Origin of the sequence: Methylovirgula sp. (assembly GCF_037200945.1) — a bacterium.
Classification (GTDB): Bacteria; Pseudomonadota; Alphaproteobacteria; order Rhizobiales; family Beijerinckiaceae; genus Methylovirgula.
Genome location: NZ_JBBCGP010000001.1, coordinates 425,742 through 450,406 on the forward strand (window position 1 = coordinate 425,742; position 24,665 = coordinate 450,406).

The 24,665-nt window shown below is 59.1% G+C and carries 16 protein-coding genes and 3 pseudogenes; 8 read left to right on the plus strand and 11 right to left on the minus strand.

All coding sequences use genetic code 11. From position 1 onward, the window contains the following. Positions 1 to 129 precede the first annotated feature (129 nt). Positions 130 to 3,906 carry a tetratricopeptide repeat protein gene (locus WDN02_RS02020; protein ID WP_337291917.1) on the minus strand — a complete coding sequence of 1,259 codons (3,777 nt, stop codon included), beginning with the start codon at positions 3,904 to 3,906 and terminating at the stop codon, positions 130 to 132. 363 nt (positions 3,907 to 4,269) lie between these two features. Here WDN02_RS02020 and WDN02_RS02025 point away from each other — a divergent pair, with 363 nt between their 5' ends. Next, positions 4,270 to 9,027 carry an autotransporter domain-containing protein gene (locus tag WDN02_RS02025; RefSeq protein WP_337291918.1) on the plus strand — a complete coding sequence of 1,586 codons (4,758 nt, stop codon included), beginning with the start codon at positions 4,270 to 4,272 and terminating at the stop codon, positions 9,025 to 9,027. Between the two features lie 275 nt (positions 9,028 to 9,302). On the opposite strand, the gene WDN02_RS02030 is transcribed toward WDN02_RS02025, so the two are convergent. The 5 genes from WDN02_RS02030 to WDN02_RS02050 all read right to left on the minus strand — a co-directional run bounded on the left by WDN02_RS02030 (position 9,303) and on the right by WDN02_RS02050 (position 13,052). Continuing rightward, positions 9,303 to 10,133, minus strand: a complete 831-nt coding sequence (locus tag WDN02_RS02030; protein WP_337291919.1) for an AAA family ATPase — start codon at positions 10,131 to 10,133, stop codon at positions 9,303 to 9,305. 480 nt (positions 10,134 to 10,613) lie between these two features. Continuing rightward, positions 10,614 to 10,844, minus strand: a complete 231-nt coding sequence (gene xseB, locus WDN02_RS02035) for an exodeoxyribonuclease VII small subunit (RefSeq protein ID WP_337294840.1) — start codon at positions 10,842 to 10,844, stop codon at positions 10,614 to 10,616. A gap of 66 nt (positions 10,845 to 10,910) precedes the next feature. Further along, positions 10,911 to 11,705, minus strand: coding sequence for an exodeoxyribonuclease VII large subunit (locus tag WDN02_RS02040; protein ID WP_337291920.1), 795 nt, complete (start codon positions 11,703 to 11,705; stop codon positions 10,911 to 10,913). Beyond that, positions 11,690 to 12,496 carry an exodeoxyribonuclease VII large subunit gene (locus WDN02_RS02045; RefSeq protein WP_337291921.1) on the minus strand — a complete coding sequence of 269 codons (807 nt, stop codon included), beginning with the start codon at positions 12,494 to 12,496 and terminating at the stop codon, positions 11,690 to 11,692. Before WDN02_RS02045 ends, WDN02_RS02040 begins: the two co-directional genes overlap by 16 nt. 400 nt (positions 12,497 to 12,896) lie before the next feature. After that, on the minus strand, positions 12,897 to 13,052 hold the full coding sequence (locus WDN02_RS02050; RefSeq protein ID WP_337291922.1) for a hypothetical protein: 156 nt from the start codon (positions 13,050 to 13,052) through the stop codon (positions 12,897 to 12,899). A 246-nt stretch (positions 13,053 to 13,298) separates the two neighbouring features. On the opposite strand from WDN02_RS02050, the gene WDN02_RS02055 reads away from it, so the two are divergent. Together WDN02_RS02055 and WDN02_RS02060 are read left to right on the plus strand one after the other, a co-directional pair. After that, positions 13,299 to 13,631, plus strand: a complete 333-nt coding sequence (locus tag WDN02_RS02055) for a helix-turn-helix transcriptional regulator (RefSeq protein ID WP_337291923.1) — start codon at positions 13,299 to 13,301, stop codon at positions 13,629 to 13,631. Next, positions 13,624 to 14,871 (plus strand): HipA domain-containing protein, encoded by a 1,248-nt coding sequence (locus WDN02_RS02060; protein WP_337291924.1) that lies wholly within the window; start codon positions 13,624 to 13,626, stop codon positions 14,869 to 14,871. The genes WDN02_RS02055 and WDN02_RS02060 overlap by 8 nt, the downstream gene beginning before the upstream one ends. Positions 14,872 to 14,875: 4 nt before the next feature. Here WDN02_RS02060 and WDN02_RS02065 read toward each other — a convergent pair. After that, a pseudogene (locus WDN02_RS02065) lies at positions 14,876 to 15,292 on the minus strand (IS630 family transposase); the annotation flags it as partial. A gap of 166 nt (positions 15,293 to 15,458) precedes the next feature. Here WDN02_RS02065 and WDN02_RS02070 point away from each other — a divergent pair. Then, positions 15,459 to 17,019: pseudogene (locus WDN02_RS02070) on the plus strand (ISL3 family transposase). Positions 17,020 to 17,056: 37 nt separating this feature from the next. On the opposite strand, the gene WDN02_RS02075 reads toward WDN02_RS02070, so the two are convergent. Next, the gene (locus WDN02_RS02075) at positions 17,057 to 17,839 is read right to left on the minus strand and encodes an STN domain-containing protein (protein WP_337291925.1); all 783 of its coding nucleotides are present in this window, start codon (positions 17,837 to 17,839) and stop codon (positions 17,057 to 17,059) included. Between the two features lie 54 nt (positions 17,840 to 17,893). After that, on the minus strand, positions 17,894 to 18,550 hold the full coding sequence (locus WDN02_RS02080) for a hypothetical protein (RefSeq protein WP_337291926.1): 657 nt from the start codon (positions 18,548 to 18,550) through the stop codon (positions 17,894 to 17,896). Between the two features lie 210 nt (positions 18,551 to 18,760). Between WDN02_RS02080 and WDN02_RS02085 the strand changes: the two genes are divergently transcribed. The 3 genes from WDN02_RS02085 (at position 18,761) to WDN02_RS02095 (ending at position 20,831) form a co-directional block, all read left to right on the plus strand. Next, complete coding sequence (locus WDN02_RS02085) at positions 18,761 to 19,030, plus strand: hypothetical protein (RefSeq protein WP_337291927.1); 270 nt, start codon at positions 18,761 to 18,763, stop codon at positions 19,028 to 19,030. A 327-nt stretch (positions 19,031 to 19,357) separates the two neighbouring features. Beyond that, positions 19,358 to 19,618, plus strand: a complete 261-nt coding sequence (locus WDN02_RS02090; RefSeq protein WP_337291928.1) for a hypothetical protein — start codon at positions 19,358 to 19,360, stop codon at positions 19,616 to 19,618. A gap of 715 nt (positions 19,619 to 20,333) precedes the next feature. Next, positions 20,334 to 20,831 (plus strand): flavin reductase family protein, encoded by a 498-nt coding sequence (locus tag WDN02_RS02095; RefSeq protein ID WP_337291929.1) that lies wholly within the window; start codon positions 20,334 to 20,336, stop codon positions 20,829 to 20,831. A 1-nt stretch (position 20,832) separates the two neighbouring features. Here WDN02_RS02095 and WDN02_RS02100 read toward each other — a convergent pair whose 3' ends face one another. Further along, positions 20,833 to 21,273, minus strand: a complete 441-nt coding sequence (locus tag WDN02_RS02100) for a nucleoside deaminase (RefSeq protein WP_337291930.1) — start codon at positions 21,271 to 21,273, stop codon at positions 20,833 to 20,835. Positions 21,274 to 21,468: 195 nt separating this feature from the next. Then, positions 21,469 to 22,536: pseudogene (locus WDN02_RS02105) on the minus strand (IS630 family transposase). A gap of 1,083 nt (positions 22,537 to 23,619) precedes the next feature. Between WDN02_RS02105 and WDN02_RS02110 the strand changes: the two are divergent. Beyond that, positions 23,620 to 24,603, plus strand: a complete 984-nt coding sequence (locus WDN02_RS02110) for a secretion protein HylD (RefSeq protein ID WP_337291931.1) — start codon at positions 23,620 to 23,622, stop codon at positions 24,601 to 24,603. Positions 24,604 to 24,665: the final 62 nt, after the last annotated feature.

Below are 24,665 nucleotides of genomic sequence, written 5' to 3' on the forward strand. Positions count from 1 at the left end.
TGCCAACCCTCGTCCAGCGACCCGCGCACAGGTCTCATTAGATGCCGAAGCGGCCATTCGGCTGCCCTGTCGCCAACCACCCTTCCCGGAGAAAGGGCCGGGTTCGACATCCCAGATCAACCGGCGCGGCTAACGCTCGAGCGCTGTTAGCAAAGGTCCAAGGAACTCTTGGTACACACGCCAGCGGCCAATTGCGTTTTTGTAAATGGGTTGGCGCACCTGCGTTGCGCTCGCCGTTCGCACCGGACGGTTCGTTTCATGAAACGCCAAACACCGATCATCCCAGGGGAGGCCGCAATAGGCGATAATCCGCCGCGCCGCGCCTTCGAGGTTAGCGACGACATCCTCGTATTGCACGTCAAGGAAGCTTTTGGTCGGCAGAACCCGACGCCAATGCGTCATCAATTGTTCGTAGCGCCGGTAGTAACGGCCCAGTTCGGCGAGGTCATAGGTGTGGTTCTGCTCGGCTGAGAACAATTTCGAGAAGCAGGAAATGCAGGTGTCGATCGGATCGCGCACCGTGTGAATGATCTTGGCGTTCGGTAACGCGAGATGGATGAGGCCGAGAAAATAATAATTCGACGGCATTTTGTCGGTCAAGCGTTCGCCGGACGGCGAACGCTTGCACACCAATTCGAGATAGCGTCCGCCCAATTGTCGCAAGGCTGACGCACCGAGCGGCGGCACGAATTCTGGATAAGTGAGCGCCGCGCCATCCAGCCCCTTGATGCTGTCAACGGCCTCGTTGAACTCGGTGAGTTCGCCCGCGCCATGCACCATCGGATGGCTGGCGAGGATCTGCTCGACCAGTGTCGTACCCGAGCGCGGCATCCCGAGAATGAAGATGGGCCGCTTTGAACTATCCCCGTCGCCCGATTTTTCCGCAATCAAATCGGCCGTGAAGACGTTTTCAATCCTGTCGAAGAATGCCATCGCGGCGGCTTCGTCGTAAGAAATCATTTGACGTCTTGCGGCGCTGCCAGCGATGAAATGAGTGAGGGCACGCTTATGGTCGGCAAGATCGGCATAGGCCTTGCCCAGCGCATAATCGAGATGAATCCGGTCGATCTGCGAAAGACTCTCGGTTTTGTCGGCGAGCGCTTCCATCCTTGCGAGAATGGGGTCACCAAGCTCGAACTTCATAGAATCGGCGAGATTGACGTAGGCTCCCGTCGACGCAGGATCGAGATCGATGGCCTTGATATAGGCCTCGCGTGCTTCATCGAGCCGGCCGAATTCCTTCAACGCATTGCCCATGTTGTTGTGGGCGTCCGCAAGATCGGGCTTCACCGCGAGCGCGCGCCGGTAATAGTCTACGGACTCGTCGAGTTTCTCGCGTTCGAAGGCGACCCGCCCCATCAGATTGAGCACATCGTGATCGTTGGGGTTCAACGCGAGTGCGTGCGCCGCGGCCGTGCCAGCTTCGTCGATTTTATGTTGGTCGAGGAAAATGACGCCGGCATGGATGTGAAGTTTCGGATCGCGTCCTTCGATTGCCAGCGCGCGGCGCGCGCATTCGGCGGCCTCGTCAAGCCGCGATAGATCCTTGAGCGCAAGCGCCAGATTATCGAGGATGTCGGGATCGTGCGGCTTCAAGGCGAGCGCCTTGCGATAGGCAACCTCAGCGTCTTCACGGTGCTTTAACTCGCGCAGGCATGTGCCGAGATTATTCCACCCGTCGGCGAAATCCGGTTCGAGTTCGACGGCGTGACGATATGACGGTTCAGCTTCGGCAAAGCGCCGTAGTCTTAGCAACGCGTTGCCACGATTGCTGTGGGCTTTGGCAAAATCGGGTTGCAAGGCCACGGCGCGGTCAAGATAGTCGAGCGCATCCTCAAACTTGTTCTGGTCGAAAAGCGCGATGCCAAGATTGCTCAGCGCACTGGGATAGTTCGGGTCGATTTCGACGGCGCGCCGCCCCTCGCTGATCGCCTCATCCGTGAGGCCGGCGAGGCGGCACATTTCACCGAGATTGGCATGATAAAGCGCCTGATCCGGCGCCAGTGCGATCGCCCGACGCAAATGCGCGATCGCCTCATGCGCTTTGCCTGATTGGTGCGCGATAAGTCCGAGATTATGGATCGCTTCGGCGTTCCCTGGTTGAGACTCAATTGCGCGGCGCGAGAATTCCTCCGCATCACCGAGGAAGCCAGCGCGGCGCTTCCGCTCGGCGAGGATAAGAAGATGGCCAGGCGACGTTGGTCTTTCCGGTGCAGCAACGGCCGACGGAATCCGTGCGCGCTGCGTCTCTATTTCTAGAATTGTTCGCGCGTCAGCCGCGCGACCCGCGCCCAATTCCCAGAACGGCAGAAGAGCGGATGTGTCGCCGGCCCCGGCCAACCGCAACGCTGTCTCGATCCGCGCGACGACATGCGACCAATCTTCGCCTGGTCCCTGGCGGAAGAGACGCATATTCGGATACCAAACATTGTCCTCGATATTCAGCCGCCAGCGCCAATCCGCGATATCGGAAATCAGCGTCCACACCGGCTTGCCCAAAGCGCCGGCGAGATGTGCTGATGAGGAATCGATCGTGATGACCACATCGAGCGCCATGACCGCGCCAGCGGTGTTGGCGAAGTCGCCGAGTTCGCGCGAAAGATCGAGGACTTTCGATGTACCCTTGAGCTTCTTCAAATCCATCACACGCGGCCCGAATTGCAGGCTCGCGAAGGAAACGCCCGGCACATCAAGGAGCGGTCCGAAATGGGCTATGTCGAGCGAGCGGCGCCTATCGTTGACATGTTCGGGATTACCGCCCCAGACCAATCCAACTTTGAGCCCGTGCATGGGCGCAAGACGCTGCGCCCAGCGTTCTGTAGTCGCAACAGACGCCCGGAGATAAGGCACCTCCGACGGAATCGTCTCGAACCGTGTTTTGAAAAATTGCGGCAGACTCATCAGCGCAATGTCGCAATCGAAAGGCCCGGGGTCGCCGCGGTCACCATAAACATCGATGCCGGGAAAGCTCTCGCGCATCAGACTCAGGAGTTCCTGATGCACCCGCAGGCTCACCTTGCCGGCGCGCTTTGCAAGCCAGGGGATATAACGGACAAATTGCAGTGTATCGCCGAACCCTTGCTCGGCCTGCACATAGATGTGCTTGCCGACGAGACTCTCGCCCTGCCAGCCACGCACGGGAAAGCGTGGCCCTTTGCGTTCGCTCGAACGAAGCCGCCACTCGTATTCCGCCCATCCCTCGGCAAAGTCGCCCTGCATTAAAAGCAATATGCCAAGGCCCGAATGGGCATTGGCATGCTCGGGCGAAAGCGCGATCGCCCGGCGCAGCGCCGCCATTGCCTCGGCGTAATGACCGTTGTGATGCAGCGCCGTGCCGAGATTGGCCAAAGCATCAACATAGGAAGGATTTATCTCGACCGCGCGGCGATAGGCGATGATCGCTTCGTCGAAGCGCTTCAGGCCATGCAGCGCATTGCCGAGATTGCAATGACCCTGCGCCAGATTTGGATCGGCGGCGATTGCATGTTGGTTCGCCTCGATGGCATCTTTGTAGTCTTTCAATTCGAAATACGCGGCGCCGAGATTGCTCCAGGCAACGGCCATAGCGGGATCAGCGGCAACGGCGCGCCGGCCGGTCTCGATTGCGCGCTTGAGCTGCCCGCCCTGCCGATACATTTCGCCAAGGTTGCTGAGGAACAGCGCATTTTGCGGCGAGAGTTGCGTTGCCCGCGTCAGGTGAGCGATAGCGTCTGAAAGCCGCCCGGCCTGATGCGCCGTAATGCCGAGGAGATGCCAGGCTTCGGGCAAATTTGGCTGCGCGTCGAGAATTTGCCGGCATACGGCCTCGGCTTCGATGAGCCGGCCCTCACCGCGGCAGCGCTCGATATAAGCAAGCGCTTCGCCGAGCGGAACGAGCGCCGCCGCGCCGCTCTGCACTTGCCCCATAGTCATCCTCGATTGCGCGCGATCTGCGAGGCTAAAATTATTGCCGCAAATCTGATCGCTTGTCACGGCTTTGAAATAGTGCGCGACGGGCAACATTGTCCCGCATGACAGGCAGCGAACCATCAGGGCATTTTTTCAGGCCTGATCACCTTCGCACGCAATGAAACTCTCACGCCGACGTATTTCCCGACATTCTTGACATGCATCACGGTCGCGTGAACAAGTTGATTCGCCTGTGTTTTCGCCGCAACAAGTGAAAACAATCATGCGTTACGGCGCGCCGAAATGAGGCTCGGCTCTAGCTGCGTCGGGGTAGAAGCGGATAATAGCCCGTATCCTGAGTTTGTTATCGGCGGTGACGAAGTGCCTCGCATTGCAATTAGGAGCGGCCGACGTCACCTCCTCGCCTCAAGTTCAATCGCCGCGCTGCTGATCGCCGCTGGCACTCCGGCTTGGGCTGCCTGCGCTATCAATCAAGTCGGTCCGGCCGCCTCGGTGAGCAATTCGAGCGGAAGTTCGATCAATTGCATCAACGTCCAGAACTCGACCGTCAGCGGCGATGTGACCAACGAGGTTGGCGGCACCATTACCGCGACCGGCAATACCTCGCCGACCACGGCGGGCATTACGATCAACAATAGTTCGATTGGCGGCACGGTGAGCAATGCCGGCACCATCACAGCGACCTCCGGCGTCGGCATCATCGTCGAGAATAATTCCACGATCAGCGGCGGCGTCCGCAATTCCGGCACGATTTCTGTGTCGGGAGACCTTGGCAACAGCCAGTCCGGCGCGATTTCTCCATTGGACGAGCTGAGCTCTGGCATTCTCGTCGGCGACCTTGCAAACGGCGCACCAGTCGCGATCTCGACCTTCGCCGGTGGCATCAGCAACTCCGGCACGATTTCTTCGTCGGGATCACTGGGCAACGGCGTTCTCGTCGGCGGCTTTGGCAACACCCAAACCTCCGTCACGATCTCGGCCTTCTCTGGCGGCGTCAGCAATTCCGGCACGATTACTGCGTCGGGAGTGCTAAGCGGCGGGATCCTCGTAGGCGGCGGCGCCTTGAGCGAAAGCCCCGTCATCATCTCGACCTTCTCCGGCGGGATCAGCAATTCCGGCACGATTTCTATCTCGCAAAGGGATAGCAGCGGCATTTTCGTCGGCGGCTTAGAAAACACCCAAGCCTCAGTCACCATTTCCACCTTCTCCGGCGGAATCACCAATTCCGGTACGATTTCCATTTCTACGTCTGGCAGCAACGGTATCGTGGTCGGCGGTTTTGGTATCAGCCAAGCCGTCGCCGTCACGATCTCGGCCTTCTCCGGTGGCATCAGCAATTCCGGCACGATTACTGCGAATGGTCACGGTATCCTCGTCGGCGGCACTGAGGCGCAAGGCATCGCCGAGCCCCTGGTCACGATCTCAACCTTCTCCGGCGGGATCAATAATTCAGGCACGATCCTGGGGGGCATCTTCGTCAATGATGTCGAAAGCTTCTCCGGCGGCATCAATAATTCTGGCTCGATCTCGGGGAACAACGCGATCTTCGTCGATGACGTCAAAAACTTCTTCGGCGGTATCAATAATTCCCGCACAATTTCGGCCGAAAGCGACATAGCTGTTCTCAACGTCAACACTTTCTCCGGCGGCATCAGCAATTCCGGGACGATTGGTGGGTCAGACGACGGCAACGGCATTTTCGTCGGTAGCGTCTCGCTTTTCTCCGGCGGGATCAGCAATTCCGGCACGATTTCTTTGGATGGACAGTTTAACAACGGCATCTCAATCGACGACGTCAAAAGCTTCTCCGGCGGCATCAGCAATTCCGGCATGATCTCGGCCGTAACGGGCATCGCCATCGCGGGCAGCACGATCACCGGCGGCATCATCGATTCCGGCGCGATCGAGGCGACCAGTCACGGCATCACGATCGACGGTCAGAGCCAGATCAACGCGACGCATACGGCCATTTCCGTCATCGGCCCGACCTTCACCGGCGGCATCACCAACGCTGGCACGCTCTCGGCCGCAAACGACGGCGTTTTCATCTCCGGCGTCACGAACTTTTCCGGCAGTATCAGCAACGACGGCACGATTTCGGCTGCTACCGGTATCGCGGTAAGCAGCAGCACGATCAACGGCGCGATCGTCGACTCGGGCACGATCAACGCGGCGAACCACGGCATTGAGATCGACAGTCAGAGCGAGATCAATGCGACGGGCATCGCTGCGATCGTCGTAACCGGCACGACCTTTACCGGCGGCGTCAGCAATGCCGGCACGATTTCGGGCGGCGCCAACGGCATCCTTGTCCAAACCGCCAACTTTTTACCGTCGCCGGCCAACAACTTTTCAGGCGGCATTTCCAATTCTGGCTCCATATCGGCATCGACCGGAGCGGCCATTAGCGTTTCATCGATATCGGCCTTCTCCGGCGGCATCACTAATTCCGGTACACTTTCCGCGGGAGGAATATCGACTCTTTTCGGCTTTGCCATCGGCACCGGTATCGCCGTCGGTCTTGTCAGCAGCTTTTCCGGGAATATCAGGAATGGCGGCCTTATCACGGCTGCGGATATCGGCATCAATCTAGGCAACCTTGGCGCCTTTTCCGGCAACATTGAAAATACCGGCACGATCAATTCGGGTGAGGCCGGCATAAGCGTTGATGGCGTCTCGACGTTTTCAGGCGGGGTCTTCAACACCGGCACAATATCGGCCGCAACCCAGGGCATCGGAATCGGCGCAAGCACCTTCACCGGCGGCGTCAGCAATGGCGGCGCGATCATGGCGGGCGCCGCTGACACCGGTATTGCCATCGCGGCGGCGACAAGTTTTTCCGGCGGCGTTTCCAACTCCGGGGCCATTTCCGGTGGCGCCGGTATAGCGCTTCTCTTCGATTCCGATTTCTCCGGTGGGATTTCAAATTCCGGCACGATTTCGGCTAGCGCCAACGGTATTTTTGTTGAATTGATCTCTGCGTTTTCGGGCAATATTTCGAATTCGGGCACGATCAGCGCTGCCAATGCTATCGCTATCGAAGGCGGCGTGACCTTTGCGTCCGGCGTGGCCATTATCAATTCCGGGACGCTCACCGGCACGACGGCGGCAATAAGCTTGGTAAATGCCACAAGTCCCGTCACGATCGATCAGACCGGCGGCCTGATCTCGGGTGCCATAAAACTCTCGGCCAATGCCGACGTGCTCAACATTTCCGGCGGCACGATCAATGGCAGCATTATCGGGTCGGGGACGAGCGATACGATCAATTTCGTGCCCGCTGCGGGTAACACGTTCACCTATGCCAGTAGCTTCGGTTTTTCGACCGTCAATCAAGTGAATGTCGACTCCGGCCTCGTGATTCTTGATGGCACAAACAGCGCTACCAATATCACCGTCGAAGGCGGCACGCTGGAAGTCGGTGACGCGGCCGACCTCGGCGCGACCCTGACCAGCACGACACCGATCGATGTCTTCGGCACGCTCGCTGGCCACGGCACAATCATCGGCGGCGCGACGATCGAGAACGGCGGCACGCTGGCGCCGGGCGGCTCGATCGGCACACTGACGATCGACGGCAATCTTGCTTTCGATCCGGGCGGTTTCTATTCGGTCGCGGTTGCACCGGGGCAGAACTCGCTGACACAAGTCGATGGCAGCGTGATGCTCGGCGGCGCGCGGGTCGTCGCCTCATTGAGCGGTTTTGCGCTCGGCCGCCATACCGGGAGCACCGAAACGATTCTCACCACCACGAATCCGCTCGGTGCCCGCAATCAGTTCAATCCCGCTGTGGCATTCAGATTCGAAGGAACGAGCGCCGAGCAATTCGATCCACTTGGCGCCGTCGTGCTGGCTGAAACGAGCAACAGCGTTCTCCTGACGTTGCCGGACTTCGCCGTCACCCTCGCTCTGCCATCGAATGCGCCGACGAATGCGCAGCATGTCGCGGGCGCGATCAATCAGTTCATTGTCGGTGGCGGCACGTTGCCAGTCGGCTTGCAAGGCCTGGCCAATCTCACCGGCGTTGCTTTGAACAATGCCGCCAATAGTCTGGCCGGCCAGACGCAGGGATCCTTCGTTCCCGTCGGTTTCGACGCCGGCACGATGTTTCTCAATCTGCTGCTCAATCCCTTTGTCGACGGGCGCGAGGCGGCGGGCGAATTCGATTCACCATCCCCCGGCTCAGGGCTGGCCTACGCGGCGGATGAGGCCAAGCCCGCGGCCTATCAGGCGCTCGCCAGCGCGCTTTCGCCGGCAGCGATTGGCTTTGCGCCACACATTTCACTCTGGGCCTCGGCCTATGGCGGCGAAGGCACAATCGGGGGCAATGTTGCGACTGGCGCCTCGAGCGCGACGAGCCAGATTTATGGCTTCGCGGCCGGTGCGGACGATCACATCGCGCCCGATACGATGTTTGGCCTGGCAATCGGCGGCGGCGGCACAAACTGGCAATTGAATGAGCTCGGCGGCGGCTCGTCCGGCCTGTTCCAGATGGGCGCCTACGGCACACGCCTCTTCGGCCCGGCCTATGTTTCCGGCGCACTGGCCTATTCGTTACAGGACGTGCGCAATTCGCGCGACGCCGAGGTCGGAACGTCCGATCCGCTGCACGGCGATTTCGTCGCCAACGTCCTTTCAGGGCGCATCGAGAGCGGCTATCACCTGCCGTTTGGCGCGATCACGCTGACGCCCTACGGTGCCGTGCAATCGCAGACCATGTTCCTGCCGTCCTACGGCGAAGTCGGCGCCGCCGGCGCTTCGTCTTTCGCGCTGACCTACGATGGCCGCACGACGACCGACACGCGCACCGAAGTCGGCGCCTGGTTCGATACCGACCTCCCCTCGCTCTTCAGCGGCAACGTGAAGCTTTATGGCCGCGCCGCCTTCGCGCATGATTTCGAGAATGAGGGGTCGGCGACAGCTCTCTTCCAGTCATTGCCCGGTTCCGGGAGTTTCATCATCGACTCCGCCAAGCCCGACGACAATTCCGCGCTCGTGACCGCCGGCCTCGAATATAAACTCGGCGCCGGCTGGTCCGTGCTCGCTAAATTCGACGGCGAATTCTCCGGCAACAGCACAATCGTCGGTGGCACAGGTGTCCTCCGAAAAGTGTGGTGACGCCACGAAAAGATGGCCACGACGCGAGAAGCTGTAAAATATCTGCTCAGGTATGCCCGCTTTCAAGCGGAGCGGATGTTGACCCCAAACGGCAATGATTGGCGCGAAGCGGTCGCTAGACCGTTCGCGGGCGGCTCGCCTTTGAGTCGGAAGCGAACCTATATGTCGCCCCATAGAAATGAACGTGTTCGCAGTCGTATTCAGAATGGCCGAAATTTGGCGCGCCCAAGGGGAATCGAACCCCTGTTTTTGCCGTGAAAGGGCAAAATTCGCGGTCATCTCGAACTGCAGCCCTGCCGTTCTCTGCCCTGTTGCCCAATAAATCCAATTGTCCGATGGAACTTCAAGTCCGCAAGCGAGACTTCCTCCGCCCGAACGATATCCGACATAACCAAGTCCCGGCGACCCTCCGCAGCGGCATGTGCGAACGCCAAATCAAGCAGACGGCTGATACGGCGCGGATTAAATCCCGTGAGTCGCGCGCGGACATCTAGCGTAAGTTCGGGCTCAAAAACGTTGCCATAACGCACGTTGGCGAGGGTGTAGATGTTGTCGATAATCGCCGCGAGATCTTGAGGAGATGGATCGGGAACGTTGAGGACAAGAAATCGGTCGACGATCGAGGGCGCGAGATCGGAAATGTCGTTGGCCGAGGCGATCCAGATGATTCTCTCGGCGCGCAGTGGGAACTCGAGATAATCGTCAACAAAACTTTGGGCGTTTTCTTCTTCGAGCAGCGTGTGAAAGACGTCGTGCGGATTTTCGTAGGAGTTTATCCGCACTGGCTTGTCGAATTCGTCGAGCAGAATAATGGGGCTCGCCGTCCGGCTTTCGAGAAGCGCCGCCGCAATCCGGCCCATTTTTGCGCCCTTCCAGGATGAATTCATGCCGCGCAGCCGAAAACTATCGATGATGTTGACGGCAATTTCGACAATATCGGTCTCGAGCGCGCGGGCCAGTTGCTTACTCATGTAGGTCTTACCGATTCCCGGCGCGCCGACGAGCAAGATCGGGGGCAGCCGCAACGAGGTTGCCGTCACTTCGGACAGAAGCACGGCTCGGGCGATCAGTTCCGTCACATCGGAGAAATGCGGCGCCGATGGCACGGATCCGCCCCGCCATGGCGGTGCTACCGAAGAGAAGTGGACGTTTGGGTCCGCGCGGATCAGCCAGTATCTGCCGCAGAACTCTGACGCGAAGAGTGTCTTCAGAGGGGAGACTCTCCGCTCGTTCCGCATCGTCTAAAGTTAGGGGCGGCGCGAATTTCTGGATTTCGCGTTCGATGGCGGCGGTGTCGTAAATGGCAAAAAACGTTTCCGAAGATTCGTCTGCCTGTCCCTGGTTCTGCGGCAGGTCCCAGGGCGCAGGTTCACTAAAATCCAGCTCGATGCCACTTTTGGGCATGAATCGATCTCCAATCGTGTGGATGGGGGTGATGACGGGCGCGCGACATCGTCCCGGGTGATGAACCCAGGGCGGACCGTTGCGGTTTGTTGAGGGAGGTTGGGCGCAGGAGGACCGAGAGGTCGGGCGCCCGTCAGGTTGCAGAAAGCAAAGTAAAGTCGGCTCTATACAGCAGAGGTAAGCTAGCTCACGGCGGGCTCCGCCGCGTTTGGCGTCACCTGGATGCGATCGACTTCGGCATCGATTTCACGGCGGATCGTTTCGAGACGCTTGTGGCAGACCTGATAGGCCTGCATCGCGCGGCGGAAGTCGGCGACCAGACTGTCGATATCTTCCGGACCGCCGTTGCGAAGCCGCTCTGCCACGTCGTGGAGCACGGCGTAATTCTCAGCATAGAGGCGCGAGGAGGCGATCTGCGACTTCGGCGTCTCGGTTTTGGGATTAGTTCAAGCATGGATTTTCCTTTCTTCGATGTGTGGCTAGGCGTGAGGTTCCGCACGGCAAGCCACGGCGCCGTCACGGAAGATGAGTTCGAAGCTTGCGATTGAGCGGGCAGCATCGGCGCTGCGGATGATGCGCCGCTGGTGATCAAGTGGCAGCGCGAAGCCCCGCGTCAGCGTATTGTCGATCCCAAGCGCATCCAGCGCCTGACGCCTCTGACCAAGCCGATCGCCTTCATTGGAGAGCCGGCGCCGCGCAGCGATCTCGATGGTACTGAACAGTCGTTCGAGGTCGAGTGTCTGCCTCGCAACAAGGCTGTCGGCGAGATCGGCCGGCACCCGGGGCGAAGGTCGTTTTCCGGCGAGGACATGCCAACGGTCGCGCGCGCCCTGCGCGATCCGGTCGTGCAGGTATTTTGTCTCGCGACCGACCTGGCCTGGCAACGCACCGGCCCGCGCGAGCAGGCTCTGCGCTTCTTGATCGAGGCCGATCGCGAGGTGACCAAGTTCACCCCGGAATGTGAGCAGATGCTCCTTGACCGCCAACCAGGCGTCCCGCAACTCGTCGCGGCGCTTGGCCAGCGTGATTTCGAAACTATGGAGGAGTTCGGCTTGTTTGGCCGCAAGACGCGGCCGGACGATCTGCTCCAGAATTTGGTCGAGATCGCTTAAAGCCGTCGCGTAGCAATTGGTCGCTGCCGCGGCGCGCCGGCGCAGGATCGTCTTGACAATTTGCAGCGCCTTGGAGGGCGTATCGGCGGAGCGCCAGGCGACCTCGTCCAGAATTGAATGATCTGACGCATGACCGAGCCCGGTGATCACCGGAACCGGCATCTGACAAATGGCCGGGCAATACTAACATGGGTCAATGCGCCGAGCCCGGCCGAAGCACCGCCGCCGCGAACGATAAGAACGAGATCGACATCCTCGTATTCGACCATGTGCCGGGCTTTGAGAAGCGCCTCAACAAGGCTCGCCGCGGCGCGCGGTCCCTCGAAGGTCGCGGGCAGCGAAGAGGCCTTGAGCAATCCCAATCCTTCGAGGCGGGCGAGCTCGCCTTTAAGGTCGGCCCAGCTCGCGGATTGATCCGGATGAATGACGGCAATGCGGGTAATCTCATCCGGCGGCCCGTAAGCTTTCTGAGCTTGGAGAACGCCCTCGATCGCAAGCTTCTCACGAATGGCCGCGATGCGCTTGGCCATCAGACTGTCCGCCAGTGCCGGATCGAGGCCCAGGACATTGCCTTGGAGGTGATAATGGACGTCGAATTTCGGGCTGATCCGGAGGCGCGCGTGCACGCCTTTCAAGAGATCGCAATCGAGCGTCAGGCCGACCTGGTCCTGAATATCGCGAACCGCTGAATTGCCGACAAACGCACGCAAGTATGCGCCATTCGACGTATTCTCGACATCGGGCTCAACGAGTTCCAGCGAGAGCCCATATCGCGTCTGCTTCACATTGAGGACGACGGCGTCGACCCAGGCTTCCGGCGGCAGATTTTTTCGGATCGCACGGCCGGCCTCTTCGAGGAAGTTCCTCAGGCTGAGGCTTGGGATGGGAGCGGCAGCAACCTCATTCAATGAGGCGCAGCCGATCGCATCCGACGTTATGTCGGGTGTTGTCATGATATGTCCGTTTATTCTTGGGGTTTTTGGGGGGATTGAATTGAAACTGTACTATCTCTGCTCGGGTTAAAACTTGCTCGAGCTCGACGTACTTACATGCGTCTCAGCCAACGGGCGCGTCACGCGGCGCGAGGACGATGCTGATGAACGAATAATCTTCTTGGGGGAATAAACCAAAATACTCTGATTGATATCTATCCCTGTGAGCCGGATAGCTCCGAGGGGGGACCTTGACGCGGCGAGACTGACTATATGTAATTTCTGCTGCAGGCTGGTCCACGCTCTTGGGCGTTGCGGTTACTTTCAGAAGGAGAAACCTGCACCGATCCATCCTGTCTTCTGTCTCGCTGGCAATAAGAGGACGCCCGGCGGCAAGTCAGGCGGGTTGCCGCTGCCGAGATCACAGAAACAGGCACCGCAAGCCGGGACGATACGGATGGCGCGATCGCCAGTAAGCGCAATCGCCGGTGAGATATTCGAGCGGGTCGTCCATTTCGATGCCCGAGGTGTATTTTGCCTCAGGCCGTGTCAGGCGGTATTGGCCTCGCGGCTGCATAGGGTGCAGCCTAACCACATATCGTGAAGTACAAGAGGTACCGGTCACAATTGAACGGTCCTGATTTCGTTCTCGTTGCAAACTGGTGGGTTCTGCCAGCGTCGGCCAATCCGCGTGTTGGACGCCCGCGTCTGCTTCAGTCTGGCGCGATTAGCCCCAAATGACCGGGCTGGGCGCTTACAGGCCCTGGATAAATTGTAATCTTCGTGCTACATATCCTGTAAATCTGTAGTGTGAAGGTTACAAATGCCAACACCACACAATCCTCCTGCCGCCGTGCGCCGGGCCCTGCGAAAGCTCGGCGCGGATATTCACGACGCCCGGCGTCGTCGGCTCCTGCCGATGGCGGTTGTGGCGGAACGGGCCTTCACATCCCGCTCGACTCTTCAAAAAGTCGAGGCCGGCGACACCAGCGTCAGCATAGGCATCTATGCCGCCGTCCTACAGGCGCTCGGCCTTCTCGAGGGCCTCAGCCAGATCGCCGACATCAGCAACGACAGCGTCGGACAGGCGCTTGCCAGCGCCAAGCTGCCCAAGCACGTCCACCTCAAGCGAGCAGCCGGAACCGACAATGGCTGACTTCGAGGTTCATATCGATCTCAATGGCCGCACGCGCCCGGTCGGCATAGCTAGGAGCAACCGCGTCCGCGGCAACGAAACCGTCGTCTTCGACTATAGTCCCGAATGGCTCGCCGATCCTGACCGCTTTTCGATCGAGCCGGCCCTCACGCTGACGCGCGGCGGATTCGCGCCCCTACCCGGCCAAGCCATTTTCGGCTCGATCGGCGACTCCGCGCCCGACACGTGGGGACGGCGCCTGATGCAACGCGCCGAACGTCGGCTCGCCGAACGCGAGAGCCGCGCCGTTCGCACGCTGGCGGAGTGCGATTACCTGCTTGGCGTCGCCGACGAGACTCGTCTCGGAGCGCTCCGCTTCCGCTGGCCGGGCGAAGATGCATTCCAAGCTCACGTCCGCAATGGCGTTCCCGCGCTGATCGAACTCGGCCGTCTCCTGCAGATCACCGAACGGATTCTGCGTGACGAGGAAACAGACGAGGATCTCCGGCTCATCTTCGCCCCCGGATCGTCCCTCGGCGGCGCACGACCCAAGGCGTCCGTCATTGATCAGCACGGGCATCTCTCAATCGCCAAGTTTCCGAAGGAAACCGACGACTACAGCATGGAGACCTGGGAGGAGATCGCTCTGCGGTTAGCCGGGCGCGCCGGCATCGCCACGCCGAGACACGAGTTGATAGAGGTCGCTGGTAAGGCAGTGCTACTGTCGCGGCGCTTCGATCGCCTCGGGACCGTTCGAATTCCCTTCCTCTCAGCTATGGCGATGATGGGCGCACGGGACGGAGAACGCGGCAGTTACCCGGAAATCGTTGACGCCCTTGCGCAGCATGGCGCCCAAGGGAAGACAGACGCCTATGGTCTCTATCGGCGCGTTGTCTTCAACGTACTGATCTCGAATGTCGACGACCACCTCCGCAACCACGGTTTCCTGTGGCTGGGAAAGGCGGGTTGGTCGCTGTCCCCCGCCTACGACCTCAACCCCGTGCCCACCGATCTCAAAGCGCGTGTGCTCACGACGAATATCGACTTGGACGAAGGCACCTGTTCGATCGACCTGCTGGAGGCGGCGTCGGAGTATTTTGGGCTCACGCTGCCGCAGGCGCGCGCCATCATCAAAGAGGTCGCCATCGCTACGGCGACCTGGCGTGAGACCGCCAAAGCGGTGGGCGCCAAATCGGCCGAGATCAACCGCATGGCCAGCGCCTTCGAGCACGACGATCTTAAGCGGGCGCTAGAGCGATAGCCGATCACGTCGCATCGTATCCTGCAGCTACGAGGTAGTTCCGACATTCGTCTGGCGTAAAGCGCTTGAGAGCGTGGGCGATTGCTTGCCAGAGGTCCGGCAATGTCCGCGCGGCAGCGGCACGCAACAGCGCTTTCAATTTAGAGAAGGCCATTTCGATCGGATTGAAGTCCGGGCTGTAGGGCGGGAGATAGAGCAGGCTTGCTCCGACGGCTTGAATGGCCTCTCGCACGCCATGGACCTTGTGAGCGGGCAAGTTGTCCAAGATGACGGTGTCGCCCGGCCGCAGCGATGGCGCGAGTAATTGTTCGACATAGGCCAGGAAAGCCTCGCCATCCATGGGACCGTCCAGAACAAGCGGCGCGACAAGAGCATCCGAGCGCAATCCGGCGGTAAAGGTTGTCGTCTTCCAGTGATGGGGTGGACGCCCCCTCGACGGCATCAATGTGCCAAGGTGGCGGCGTTTGAGAGCCACTTGAAGGAGGGCGTCCGAGATGGAAGTGTGATCCGGCGTGGAATATTGGCTCTGACTCAGATTTGCTGTGGTTAGGCTCGAGGCTCCTTCCGATTCGTCGGAGGAGCTACCAATGGGTCGGCAATTTCCGCGCGCCAGGCTGGCGCCAGATGGTTTTGCGGTTGATGGCGTCACGGTCGAGGGCGCTCGCGTCCAGATCTTGTTGCGGTCTCTCCAGCAGTTTGGTTGTTGTCCGGATTGCGGTCGACGAAGTCGCCGGGTTCAGAGCCGATATTTGCGCCGCCCCGCAGACCTTCCGCTCGGCGGCCGTCGAGTCGAACTGGTCGTCGTTGCGCGCCGATTCTGGTGCGACGCGGTTTTGTGCGTGCGCCGCATCTTCTGCGAGCGATTTGAGTCTGGTGTCCTCTCTCCCTACAGCCGGCGCACTGGGAGGCTTGAGACAATCGTCCACCATCTCGGTCTGGCGCTGGGCGGCAGACCCGCGGCGGCATTCGCCCTTCGTCTGATGATGCCTATCAGCAACGACACGCTTTTACGTGTCGTGCGTCGCCGCAGCGTTCAGACTGGCGCATCCGAGCTCACTGTCATCGGCATCGACGACTTCGCCTTCCGACGTGGCCAGACCTATGGAACGATTGTCTGCGATCTTGTACGCCGTCGCCCTGTGACTTTGCTGCCGAACAGGACGCTGGAGACGTCTCGAGCGTGGCTGGCTGAGCGCCCCTCGATAAGGACGGTCGCACGAGATCGAGGCGGCGGTTATGGCGAGGCCATCGCCAAAGGCTTGCCGCACGCTGATCAAGTCGCGGATCGTTGGCATCTCCTGGAGAACTCAAGCCGCGCCTTTCTTGATGCGGTCGGCAAATCGATGCGGCAGATCAGAAGGGCTGTCGGCAGCAGCGTGATCGATCCCAAGCTCCTCACTTACGCTGAGCGGCTGCAGTACGAGGGATACCTGCGGCGGCAGGAGACGAATGAGGCCATTCTCAAATTGGCAAAGCAAGGAACGCCGATCAGACAAATTGTGAGGGAGGCGGGACATAGCCGTAAGCTTGTGCGCGATGTTCTGCGCGGCCAGCGGAGCGATATTTTCCGGACAAAACCAAGTTCGTTAGATAGTTGGTCGCCATGGCTGAATGATCGCTGGGAGCAAGGAGAGCGAAATGCCCTGGCGCTTTGGCGCGAAATGCGTGCAGCGGGCTTCCTTGGACAAAGTGGCGTGGTGTCACAATGGGGTGCAACGCCGTCGCCTTGCCGAAAAGGCAGGCCAAAACGGACTGGCGCGAACGCCGTCAGCTCGGATCATCGCCCGCCTGATGACATCCGCCCGCGACGACTTGACAAGGTCGGAAGCCATGCTCGTCGCGGCCATTGAAGGAAACGTTCAGGACCTCGTCACCGCTCGCGAGACTATCTTGGAGTTCCAATCCATGATCCGATCAAAGGCGGCCGCAAAGCTAGAAGCTTGGCTTCAAGTTGCGAAGGACACCCTTGTTAGCTCTTTCGCGAATGGTGTTGAAAAAGACCTAGCCGCCGTCCGGAATGCGATAACTTCGCCTTGGTCCAACGGACAAACGGAAGGCCAAATCACGCGCCTGAAGCTGATCAAGCGCCAGATGTACGGGCGCGCCAAAATTGATCTGTTACAGGCTCGGTTGACCGGCGCAACATGACTGATCGCCTTCAGCAAAAGTGAGCCAGAGCCAAAGTTCAACGCCGATTGACAAGGCTTTCCAAGGCGTCGATCACGGCGCCATCCCTATCATGATCGCCCGTCGATTGCGAAAGCTCAGCGCGAGTGACCTGATGATTATTGTTGATCCAGAGCTTCGCGACGAAGCGGTAAGTACCAGAACGGGTCGATACATCTCTCAGTAACGCATTCTGAACATCCAGCTGCACCATCTCGCTATAATCCCGCAAACGGGATTGATTGTCGTCGTTTGCAGAGCCCCCATGCACCAGCAAAGTCCCGAGCTCCAAATCTGCTTTGCCCGGAACCGAAGGAAGGGACAATTCGTCCTGATCCGGCCGAAGGGCCAGCGTGATCGCGTTCGCGCTGGTATGGCGTACCTGAAGATCGGTTCCAGATAATAAACGCGCGAGAGCGACATCTGGCGAAAAGACGCCTTTGAGCGCGGCAGACCTGCGGCGCGCTGCCGAGTGGCTCTCATAAAGGACCTGCACCCCGGTTCTTTCACCATAGGCTTGCAGAGCCTGTGCGAGGGGTTCGCTTGGAAGATCGAAAAACATCGACTTCATAGCGGCGGACGCGCCCTCGCCCGCTCGTGCCGCCGATATGGCGCAACAGAGTTCAACAAGGACAATAAAGATACAGAATGAATTCCGGACTGGCCGCATTTTCCAAAAAAATCGCGATGGAGAGATTTCGGGTTTGGCGCCGAGTCTTGACAGATTTATGAATGCGCCCTTGGGCAATATCAGACGGACAAGCGGGTTGCCGCGAACGAGGCATGAATCGAGCGCGATCATCCCGGTCGGCGGACGGCCCCTCGGGCATTAGCCAATTATAGACTACCGTTTCTTTTAGCGTCGAGCAGGCGAGAGCGCGTTAAAATCAGCAGGAGCTCCACGGATCCCAAACAAAAGCCGGCCGCAACCAGCCCCACGATCGTCAACCATTGGGTGGGACAACGCCTGTTCATCCCGGCCGATAACACGATAGAGGCCGTTAATCTCGACCATTTCGGCATCGGACAGTCGCCTCTTCGGCAACGTTAGGTCGGTATAGAAATATTTGGTCATCGAGTTGAATTCGAGTTCGCTTCCCACGAACATTTCGGTGGGGTTCATGTCTGATGTGACATGGTTGAACCCGTCATACGGGAACTCTTGCGTGGCGCGGATATCAACGCTGTTGAAATCCGGCTTTATAGCGCCCGGGTGAAACCAGCCTGGTGAAAACAAACCCACCGGCCCGGAGCGAGGCAGATGCGCGATCGGCTGATTGACAGTTTCGATGACTCCCTGCTCCGCGCGCGAAGTTTCTGCATTGAGCGTTTTGATATTCAGCAGTGTCCAGAAAATAGCTCCGACGACGGCCAGTAAAAGGCTCGTCAAACCAAACAGACACAGGACGCGGCTGATAACGCGCGCCGATCTTGGCGAGCGATCAGCTTGCGCGGCCCGAGCATAGATCTCACGTCCGCGTCGCCCAAAATCGGGCTGACGATCGATATTCATGCGCCCATCGTGAACAAAGCGGGCTAACACGACGTTAGCGGCGCACCCAAATTTGCCTGAAATGTCCGCCATTGGAGCCGGTTGCAGATAAGATCGCCGCGAACTTTTCGCTCACCTGTGCCGCGGGGAAGCAATCGAGGGTGGCGGCCTGGCGGGGCTGAGGTGAGACTTTCGATGCAACCAAGCGAAGGGCGAGGGCATTGTTGCGGCATGGTTGAGCCGCGCAAAGTCGATGTCGCCTATACCGACGGTCGTTGGCTGGCAGAAGTCGGCCCGCATTACGACGAGCCGCTCGATTGCGGTACCCTGCAGCAACTTATTGACGCCGCCCAGCGGGACTGGCCGGATCAGTCGCTGCTTTTCGTCGTCGATCAGTCGACGACCCGAGGATATAGAGACGCGGAAGCGCAATTCCTCGATGCGAGCGAAATGAGCGGCGCGCTAGTCGTGACGTCGGATGATGAGGCTCAGGCAAAATAAATCGGCACGCCGGAGACGCCATCCCGGCAGGACGATCCGGTGCTTTGAGCGTCTCGGAGCCCCCACCGAATGAGCGCAGGCTAGAGCGATTGACGCTTAGACAATCTGGCAACTGAATGTATGGCCGCTCGTTCTTCTCTTGCTATTCTATCAACCCCGCCTGTTTCCGCGTGCACCAGTGCCCGTAATGAATTCTCGCGTTGCTAGGCGCGCGTCAGCTTGGGCGTGGCAATTCCAGCAATGCGTCCAAGAGTGAGTCTTGATGAGTCAAAACCCTGCGCCAATCGCAATCAAGAAAACCGGTTTAGATCCGCTGGGCCACGAACGATGAAGACCAAGCGCGAAGCGACCAGCGCCAAGCAGTCCGAGTCGGCCAAGCGCCGCGCCGACGAGCGCGCAACCGAGGCCAAGGCCGAAACGGCTGCCGCGACCATGACGGCCGCACCGACGCCGGAGTCTACGGCTTCGGCGAATGGCCCGACGCCAGCAACGCCGAATGAGTCGCCCCGTGCGGCGCGTCCGGCACAACCGTTCCCGCCGAAGCCCGACTTGTCGCAGCCTCGCCTGCGTCCGGAGGGTATGAAGTAATCGGTTAACGTTAAAGCTGCCGATGACAAAGTCATGGAGGTATGCTACATCTCTCCGTGTCAGCCGCGCGTTTCTATATTCAGTAATTTCAACGACTTACGGGCTAGGCGTAGCGAGTCCCTCCTCCGCTACCAAACGCGTCGCAGCGCGACGCATGCACTTTGTTATGTTGATCCGCATTGTTATGTTGATCCGCAGGCATTGAATTCGTCAGCAACAACGACCGCCGCGATTGGCGTCGTGCGCTTGGGGAACTCGACTTAAATCATTCCCCTTGCCGTATAGCCGATGCTTGGGTGATGATCCCCGGCTACGCCTTGGCGAGGGTACTGCAAATGACCGAGGATGACGTTCCAATTTATGTCGACGCCGGCCAGCCGGCCACGCTGCACATCAGTGGTGAGACGACAGCATACCCCACGCTCCAGGAAGCGATAATTGCCTGGCACAAGCTGCCTTCCCGGGACCAGGAAGTAGCAACGATTAGAGTAGATGGCGCGATCTACACGGCATCGGAAATCGAAAGGCTCCGGCATGGGCCGAGATGAAACGGTGCGATGGCCTCCGCATTATTTCGCGCCCGAGGACGGCGAGGCCTCGGGTGTGAAATTGAGGAGGAGGCGAAGGTGAGCAACTCGTTTTGAGGTAGATACACATTGACCCGGGGGCGCGGGAATAAGGATTAAGCGATACTCAATTTTTTGCGGGGGCGAACATGAGCGAACCCACTGCAGCGTTATTTCAACGCCTGACGCAAGGTGTTTACGTAATAGGTGTGGCCCATATCGAAACGCGCAATGCTTTCACTGCCGCGTGGGTCATGCAAGTTTCTTTCGATCCCTTGTTGCTTGCCTTGAGCATCAACCCAAACCATTCCTGCTATCGGCTGCTAAAGGAAGGTCAGTCGTTCAGCGTCAACGTGCTTAAGAAGCGTCACCTGGATCTGGCCGAACATTACGGCCGGCCGGCCCAAACCGATAAATTTGTCTCCACCGATTGGATTGCTGATCGTTCTGGCCTACCCCACCTGCGAGAAGCACTAGCTTGGTTCGCGTGCGAGGTCATGAGTGAGCATCCTGCTGGTGACCACGTGCTGGTGCTAGGAAAAGTCATGAATGGCGAGATGTTAGACTCAGAAGCCGGGCCGATGCTCTATCGCGAAACAGGTTCCATGGATGGCGCGTCTGCTCTCTATCCTGCGTCGTGGTCATAATTCACTTTGAAAACAAGGCCATCGATTCAGCGGCCAGCACGCCACCCATGATAGCTATTTTAGCAAAAGGCGCAGCCTCCGCCACCATCCGGTCGGTTAGCATGATCTGTTCGATCTTTGTGGACAGTTGGTCGATCGAGGCGCCGAACACCACGCGGCTGATGCCGCACCACAGAATAGCGCCCATGCACATGGGGCAGGATTCGCCCGAGCTATAAAGGGTGGCGCCCTTAAAGTCGCTGGCAGGTCGGGTTGCCACAAATCTTCGAATAGCCACCATTTCCGCGTGCGCCGTCGGATCGTTTGTCGTCTCGGCGAGGTTGCGCCCCGACCTCAAGGACCTTTTGTTGCCGACAATGACCGCGCCGAATGGCAAGTCTCCTTGCGCGGCCTCGGCGATGGCCATTCGCATGAAAATTTCGTCCTCGGGAATCGACGCCATAAGAGTCACCATATGCCGGATGCCTCGGCGACATTCATGAAGCTGCGTGCGGTCCTTCGCTCATCCCGAACTCGGCTTCGATCGGCGGCAAGACTCGAATACTCTGCAACCTTCCTGATCGTTTCGGCTTGACGAGATACAGCCTCGCTTAGGAACACGCACCATGAACATCTTCACCGACTTATACCAACGGCCCTAGGTTTTGACCGTTGCCCATGACCGGGTGGTTATCGAGGCCACCCGTTCGTGATCGTTGGCAAAGAAGTTCCAGGCGTCGCAGCACGTAGATACGCTCTCGTCGTAGGTTTCGTACACCGTATTCGAAAGCTTGTTGCCGCGCAGATATTCCCAGACATTTTCAATCGGGTTCAATTCGGGCGAATAGGCTGGAAGCTTCATCAGCGTCATATTTGCCGGAACATTCAAATCTTTTGCGATGTGAAATCCGGCCCCGTCGAGAACCAGGACCGCGTGGGCGTCGTCCGCAACTTTGCGACCAATAAGATCGAGGTGGACCGAGACAGACCGAGCGTTGAGAAAGGGCAGCACCACGCCCACCGCCTCTCGCTTCGCCGGACACGCCGCACCCAGGATATAGGCCCAGATCCTGCGCTGATCGCGTGGTGCAGGCGGACGGCTGCCGCGCTTTGCCCAGACCCGCGTCAGTGTGCCTTGTTGTCCGACCCGGCGCTTCGTCCTGCATCCAGATCTCGATCGGCTTACCGCGCGCGTGTTCGGGTAAAGCCGCGGCTACATTGGCTGCGAACTCTTTTTAAAAACCTCCTGCGCGGCCGGGTCCGCCTTGGGGTTGAATGGACGTACCGAAAGCCGGCGATAGCCAAGTGCGTCGAGAAGCTTTCCAACCGTGCGTTCGTGCAAGACGAGCCCGAAATCCTGCTTAAGCCGATCCCGCAAATCAGCGCGCCGCCCACCGCACGACTTTGTCTTTGCCGGCCTGCGGACCCGCCTCCACCAACGCGATCAAGGCCTTGCTTCTGCTCAGCCGTCAGCCTCGATGAGCGGCCCGGCGGGATCTTGTTTTCCAGGCCGGCAAGTCCGTCCGAATTATACCGATGAACCCAATCGCGCAGCGTCTGCCGATCCATCCCACAATTGCGCGCTGCTGTCGTTCGATCCGCCCCTTCCATCACCAGCGCCAGCGCCAGCATCCGCCGTGCGGCCGCCGCGTTCTTCGATCGCGCTGACGCCTGCCGCAGCTCAGGACGCTGACAAATCCAGACGAGTCACTGCAATCCCAGCCATCACACGCCTCCAATTCCACCGTCGCCGATCGAATCAGAATTTCGCACCCTTGGGAATTCCCACCCGAGTCATCCCCTCGCGCCGCTGGTATTACCCGTTCTGCGGGCAAGAAGCGCGCGTCCGGCTTCACGGAAGAAGGCCGGTTAAGGGCCCGCTATAACCGGCGCGCTTTTATTTTGCGAGGATGGCTTAAGGGTGACATGATCTAATTGATGAGTGTGGCCAACCACACTTTGGAAGAGGTAATGGAAATGATTACATCCAAAATCACTTACCTTACGTTGGCATTCCTGATCGGTACTGGCTCGGCATTTTTGCTAACTTCAGCCGCTGACGCAAAGCACATCGCGAAGGATCACCATAGCTCGGCGTCTGAGTATTATCATGGCAGACACGCCATCCCGTGAACTCCTATTACGTTTCGCGCCCCGCCGTTAGGCTCTTCCCGAAGATCATTGAACCCCTGTCGACCAATTGAGGCAGCGTGGTTACGCACCCAATCGAATGCTAATCCTTTAATCTGGGAAAGTTAATACTAACTAGCGCTGCATCAAGAGGAGCTTTTACCGGACGAAGCCTAATATTCGCAATTTTATTTAGGAACATCTGTGGCATTCATAATCTGCGTTTAGGCACGCCATTGGCCTCCCAGCGCTAACTTTTCTAACAACGGCTCTCATCGAATTGGAGAGCCGTTTTTTTTGTCCGGGGTTTGCACATCAATTAGCCGACCACGCCATGCCTCATCGGCGCCCGAGCGTAGGAGCTGACTCATCAATTGCGCGGCTAACTCAAAACGCTGTTGCCCGCGGCGTCGGCGATCTGCAGACGCCCGGCTTTGTTCAGAGCGGGCACGACGCGAACAATCGTCAGCGCGCCGGCCTCCCGCCGTTGGCGCATCTGTCTTCAGACACACTCCTGTCGACGATTCCTGACCGCACCCTGAGGCTGTTGCTAGTTCCCGGTTGATCGAGATCAAGTAGTTCACATCCCTTCGACGCTATTTATTGATTTAGAGTGCAGTGCACACGGTTGGCCCCGCGTGCTCCTGGCATATTGCAACCAAGCCGATGGGTACTGACCGTGACCAGCTCCAACCCTGAGATCAAGGTTGTGTCCGATGATCCAGATAAAGCCCAACCTCTCGAGGGTGAAGTCCTCCCGGCCGGCGCAAATGCTCTCGTTGCTGCCCAGTCGGCGGCGCTAGTCCCAGTCGATAATCCGTCAATCCGCAAGAGATCGCGCTGGCGGCTTGTCGCCATCGCGCTCGTCGCACTCGGCGCAGCAGGCGCGGGTTTTACTGGTGGCATATGCGTCCGGCGGGTTTGCCGGCAGGTATCGTTTCCGGCAACGGGCGTATTGAAGCCCAAGAAATCGACATCGACGCGAAATTTGCTGAGCGGGTTGCACAGCTGCTTGTCGGACGAAGGTGATTATGTTGTGCCAGGCCAGATCCTCGCACGGATGGATATACGCGATGTCGAAGCTTCGCTCAGAAAGGCCCAGGCGCAGGTTGAGGAGGCAAAGCGCAGCCTTGACGAAGCCCACGCCAATGTCGCGCAGCAGCAGACCGAAGTCGTCTTCGCGCAGCAGGAGTTTGATCGTACGAAGGCCCTCGTCGCGCGCGGTTTTGCGACCTACGAACTTCTGGATCAACGCCAGCAAACGCTCAATGGCGCGAACGACGCATTGAGCGCCGCCAACGACCGCGTGGGAGAGGCCGAGCGGGCGCTCGATGCGTCCACGCATGATGTCGAGCTTTATAAAGTGAACATCGCTGACGACACTTTGGTATCGCCCACCAGCGGGCGCATCCAATACCGCATTTCCAACGTCGGCGAAGTTCTCCCGGCGGGCGGCAAGGTGTTTACGATGCTGGATTTCACGGACGTCTATATGGATATTTACCTGCCGACCGTGGAAGCTGGGCGGGCGCGGATCGGCGGCGGACGCCCGTATCGTGCTGGATTCCTATCCGAATGTGATGATTCCGGCACATGTCTCGTTTGTCGCCACGCAGGCGCAATTTACGCCGAAGGCCGTCGAGACCGAAGACGAACGCGATAAGCTGATGTTTCGCGTCAAAGTTCGCGTCGATCCAGCGTTTCTGCTTCCGCGTGCCGCGCTCG

What these genes read in the sequence shown, in the direction of transcription:
- WDN02_RS02020 (WP_337291917.1), bottom strand. Translation starts at nt 3,906, where the DNA reads ATGGGGCAAGTGCAGAGCGGCGCGGCGGCGCTCGTTCCGCTCGGCGAA.
- WDN02_RS02040 (WP_337291920.1), bottom strand. Translation starts at nt 11,705, where the DNA reads ATGCCGGTTCCGGTGATCACCGGGCTCGGTCATGCGTCAGATCATTCA.
- WDN02_RS02045 (WP_337291921.1), bottom strand. Translation starts at nt 12,496, where the DNA reads ATGACAACACCCGACATAACGTCGGATGCGATCGGCTGCGCCTCATTG.
- WDN02_RS02050 (WP_337291922.1), bottom strand. Translation starts at nt 13,052, where the DNA reads ATGCAGCCGCGAGGCCAATACCGCCTGACACGGCCTGAGGCAAAATAC.
- WDN02_RS02055 (WP_337291923.1), top strand. Translation starts at nt 13,299, where the DNA reads ATGCCAACACCACACAATCCTCCTGCCGCCGTGCGCCGGGCCCTGCGA.
- WDN02_RS02060 (WP_337291924.1), top strand. Translation starts at nt 13,624, where the DNA reads ATGGCTGACTTCGAGGTTCATATCGATCTCAATGGCCGCACGCGCCCG.
- WDN02_RS02075 (WP_337291925.1), bottom strand. Translation starts at nt 17,839, where the DNA reads ATGATCGCGCTCGATTCATGCCTCGTTCGCGGCAACCCGCTTGTCCGT.
- WDN02_RS02080 (WP_337291926.1), bottom strand. Translation starts at nt 18,550, where the DNA reads ATGAATATCGATCGTCAGCCCGATTTTGGGCGACGCGGACGTGAGATC.
- WDN02_RS02085 (WP_337291927.1), top strand. Translation starts at nt 18,761, where the DNA reads ATGGTTGAGCCGCGCAAAGTCGATGTCGCCTATACCGACGGTCGTTGG.
- WDN02_RS02090 (WP_337291928.1), top strand. Translation starts at nt 19,358, where the DNA reads ATGAAGACCAAGCGCGAAGCGACCAGCGCCAAGCAGTCCGAGTCGGCC.
- WDN02_RS02095 (WP_337291929.1), top strand. Translation starts at nt 20,334, where the DNA reads ATGAGCGAACCCACTGCAGCGTTATTTCAACGCCTGACGCAAGGTGTT.
- WDN02_RS02100 (WP_337291930.1), bottom strand. Translation starts at nt 21,273, where the DNA reads ATGGCGTCGATTCCCGAGGACGAAATTTTCATGCGAATGGCCATCGCC.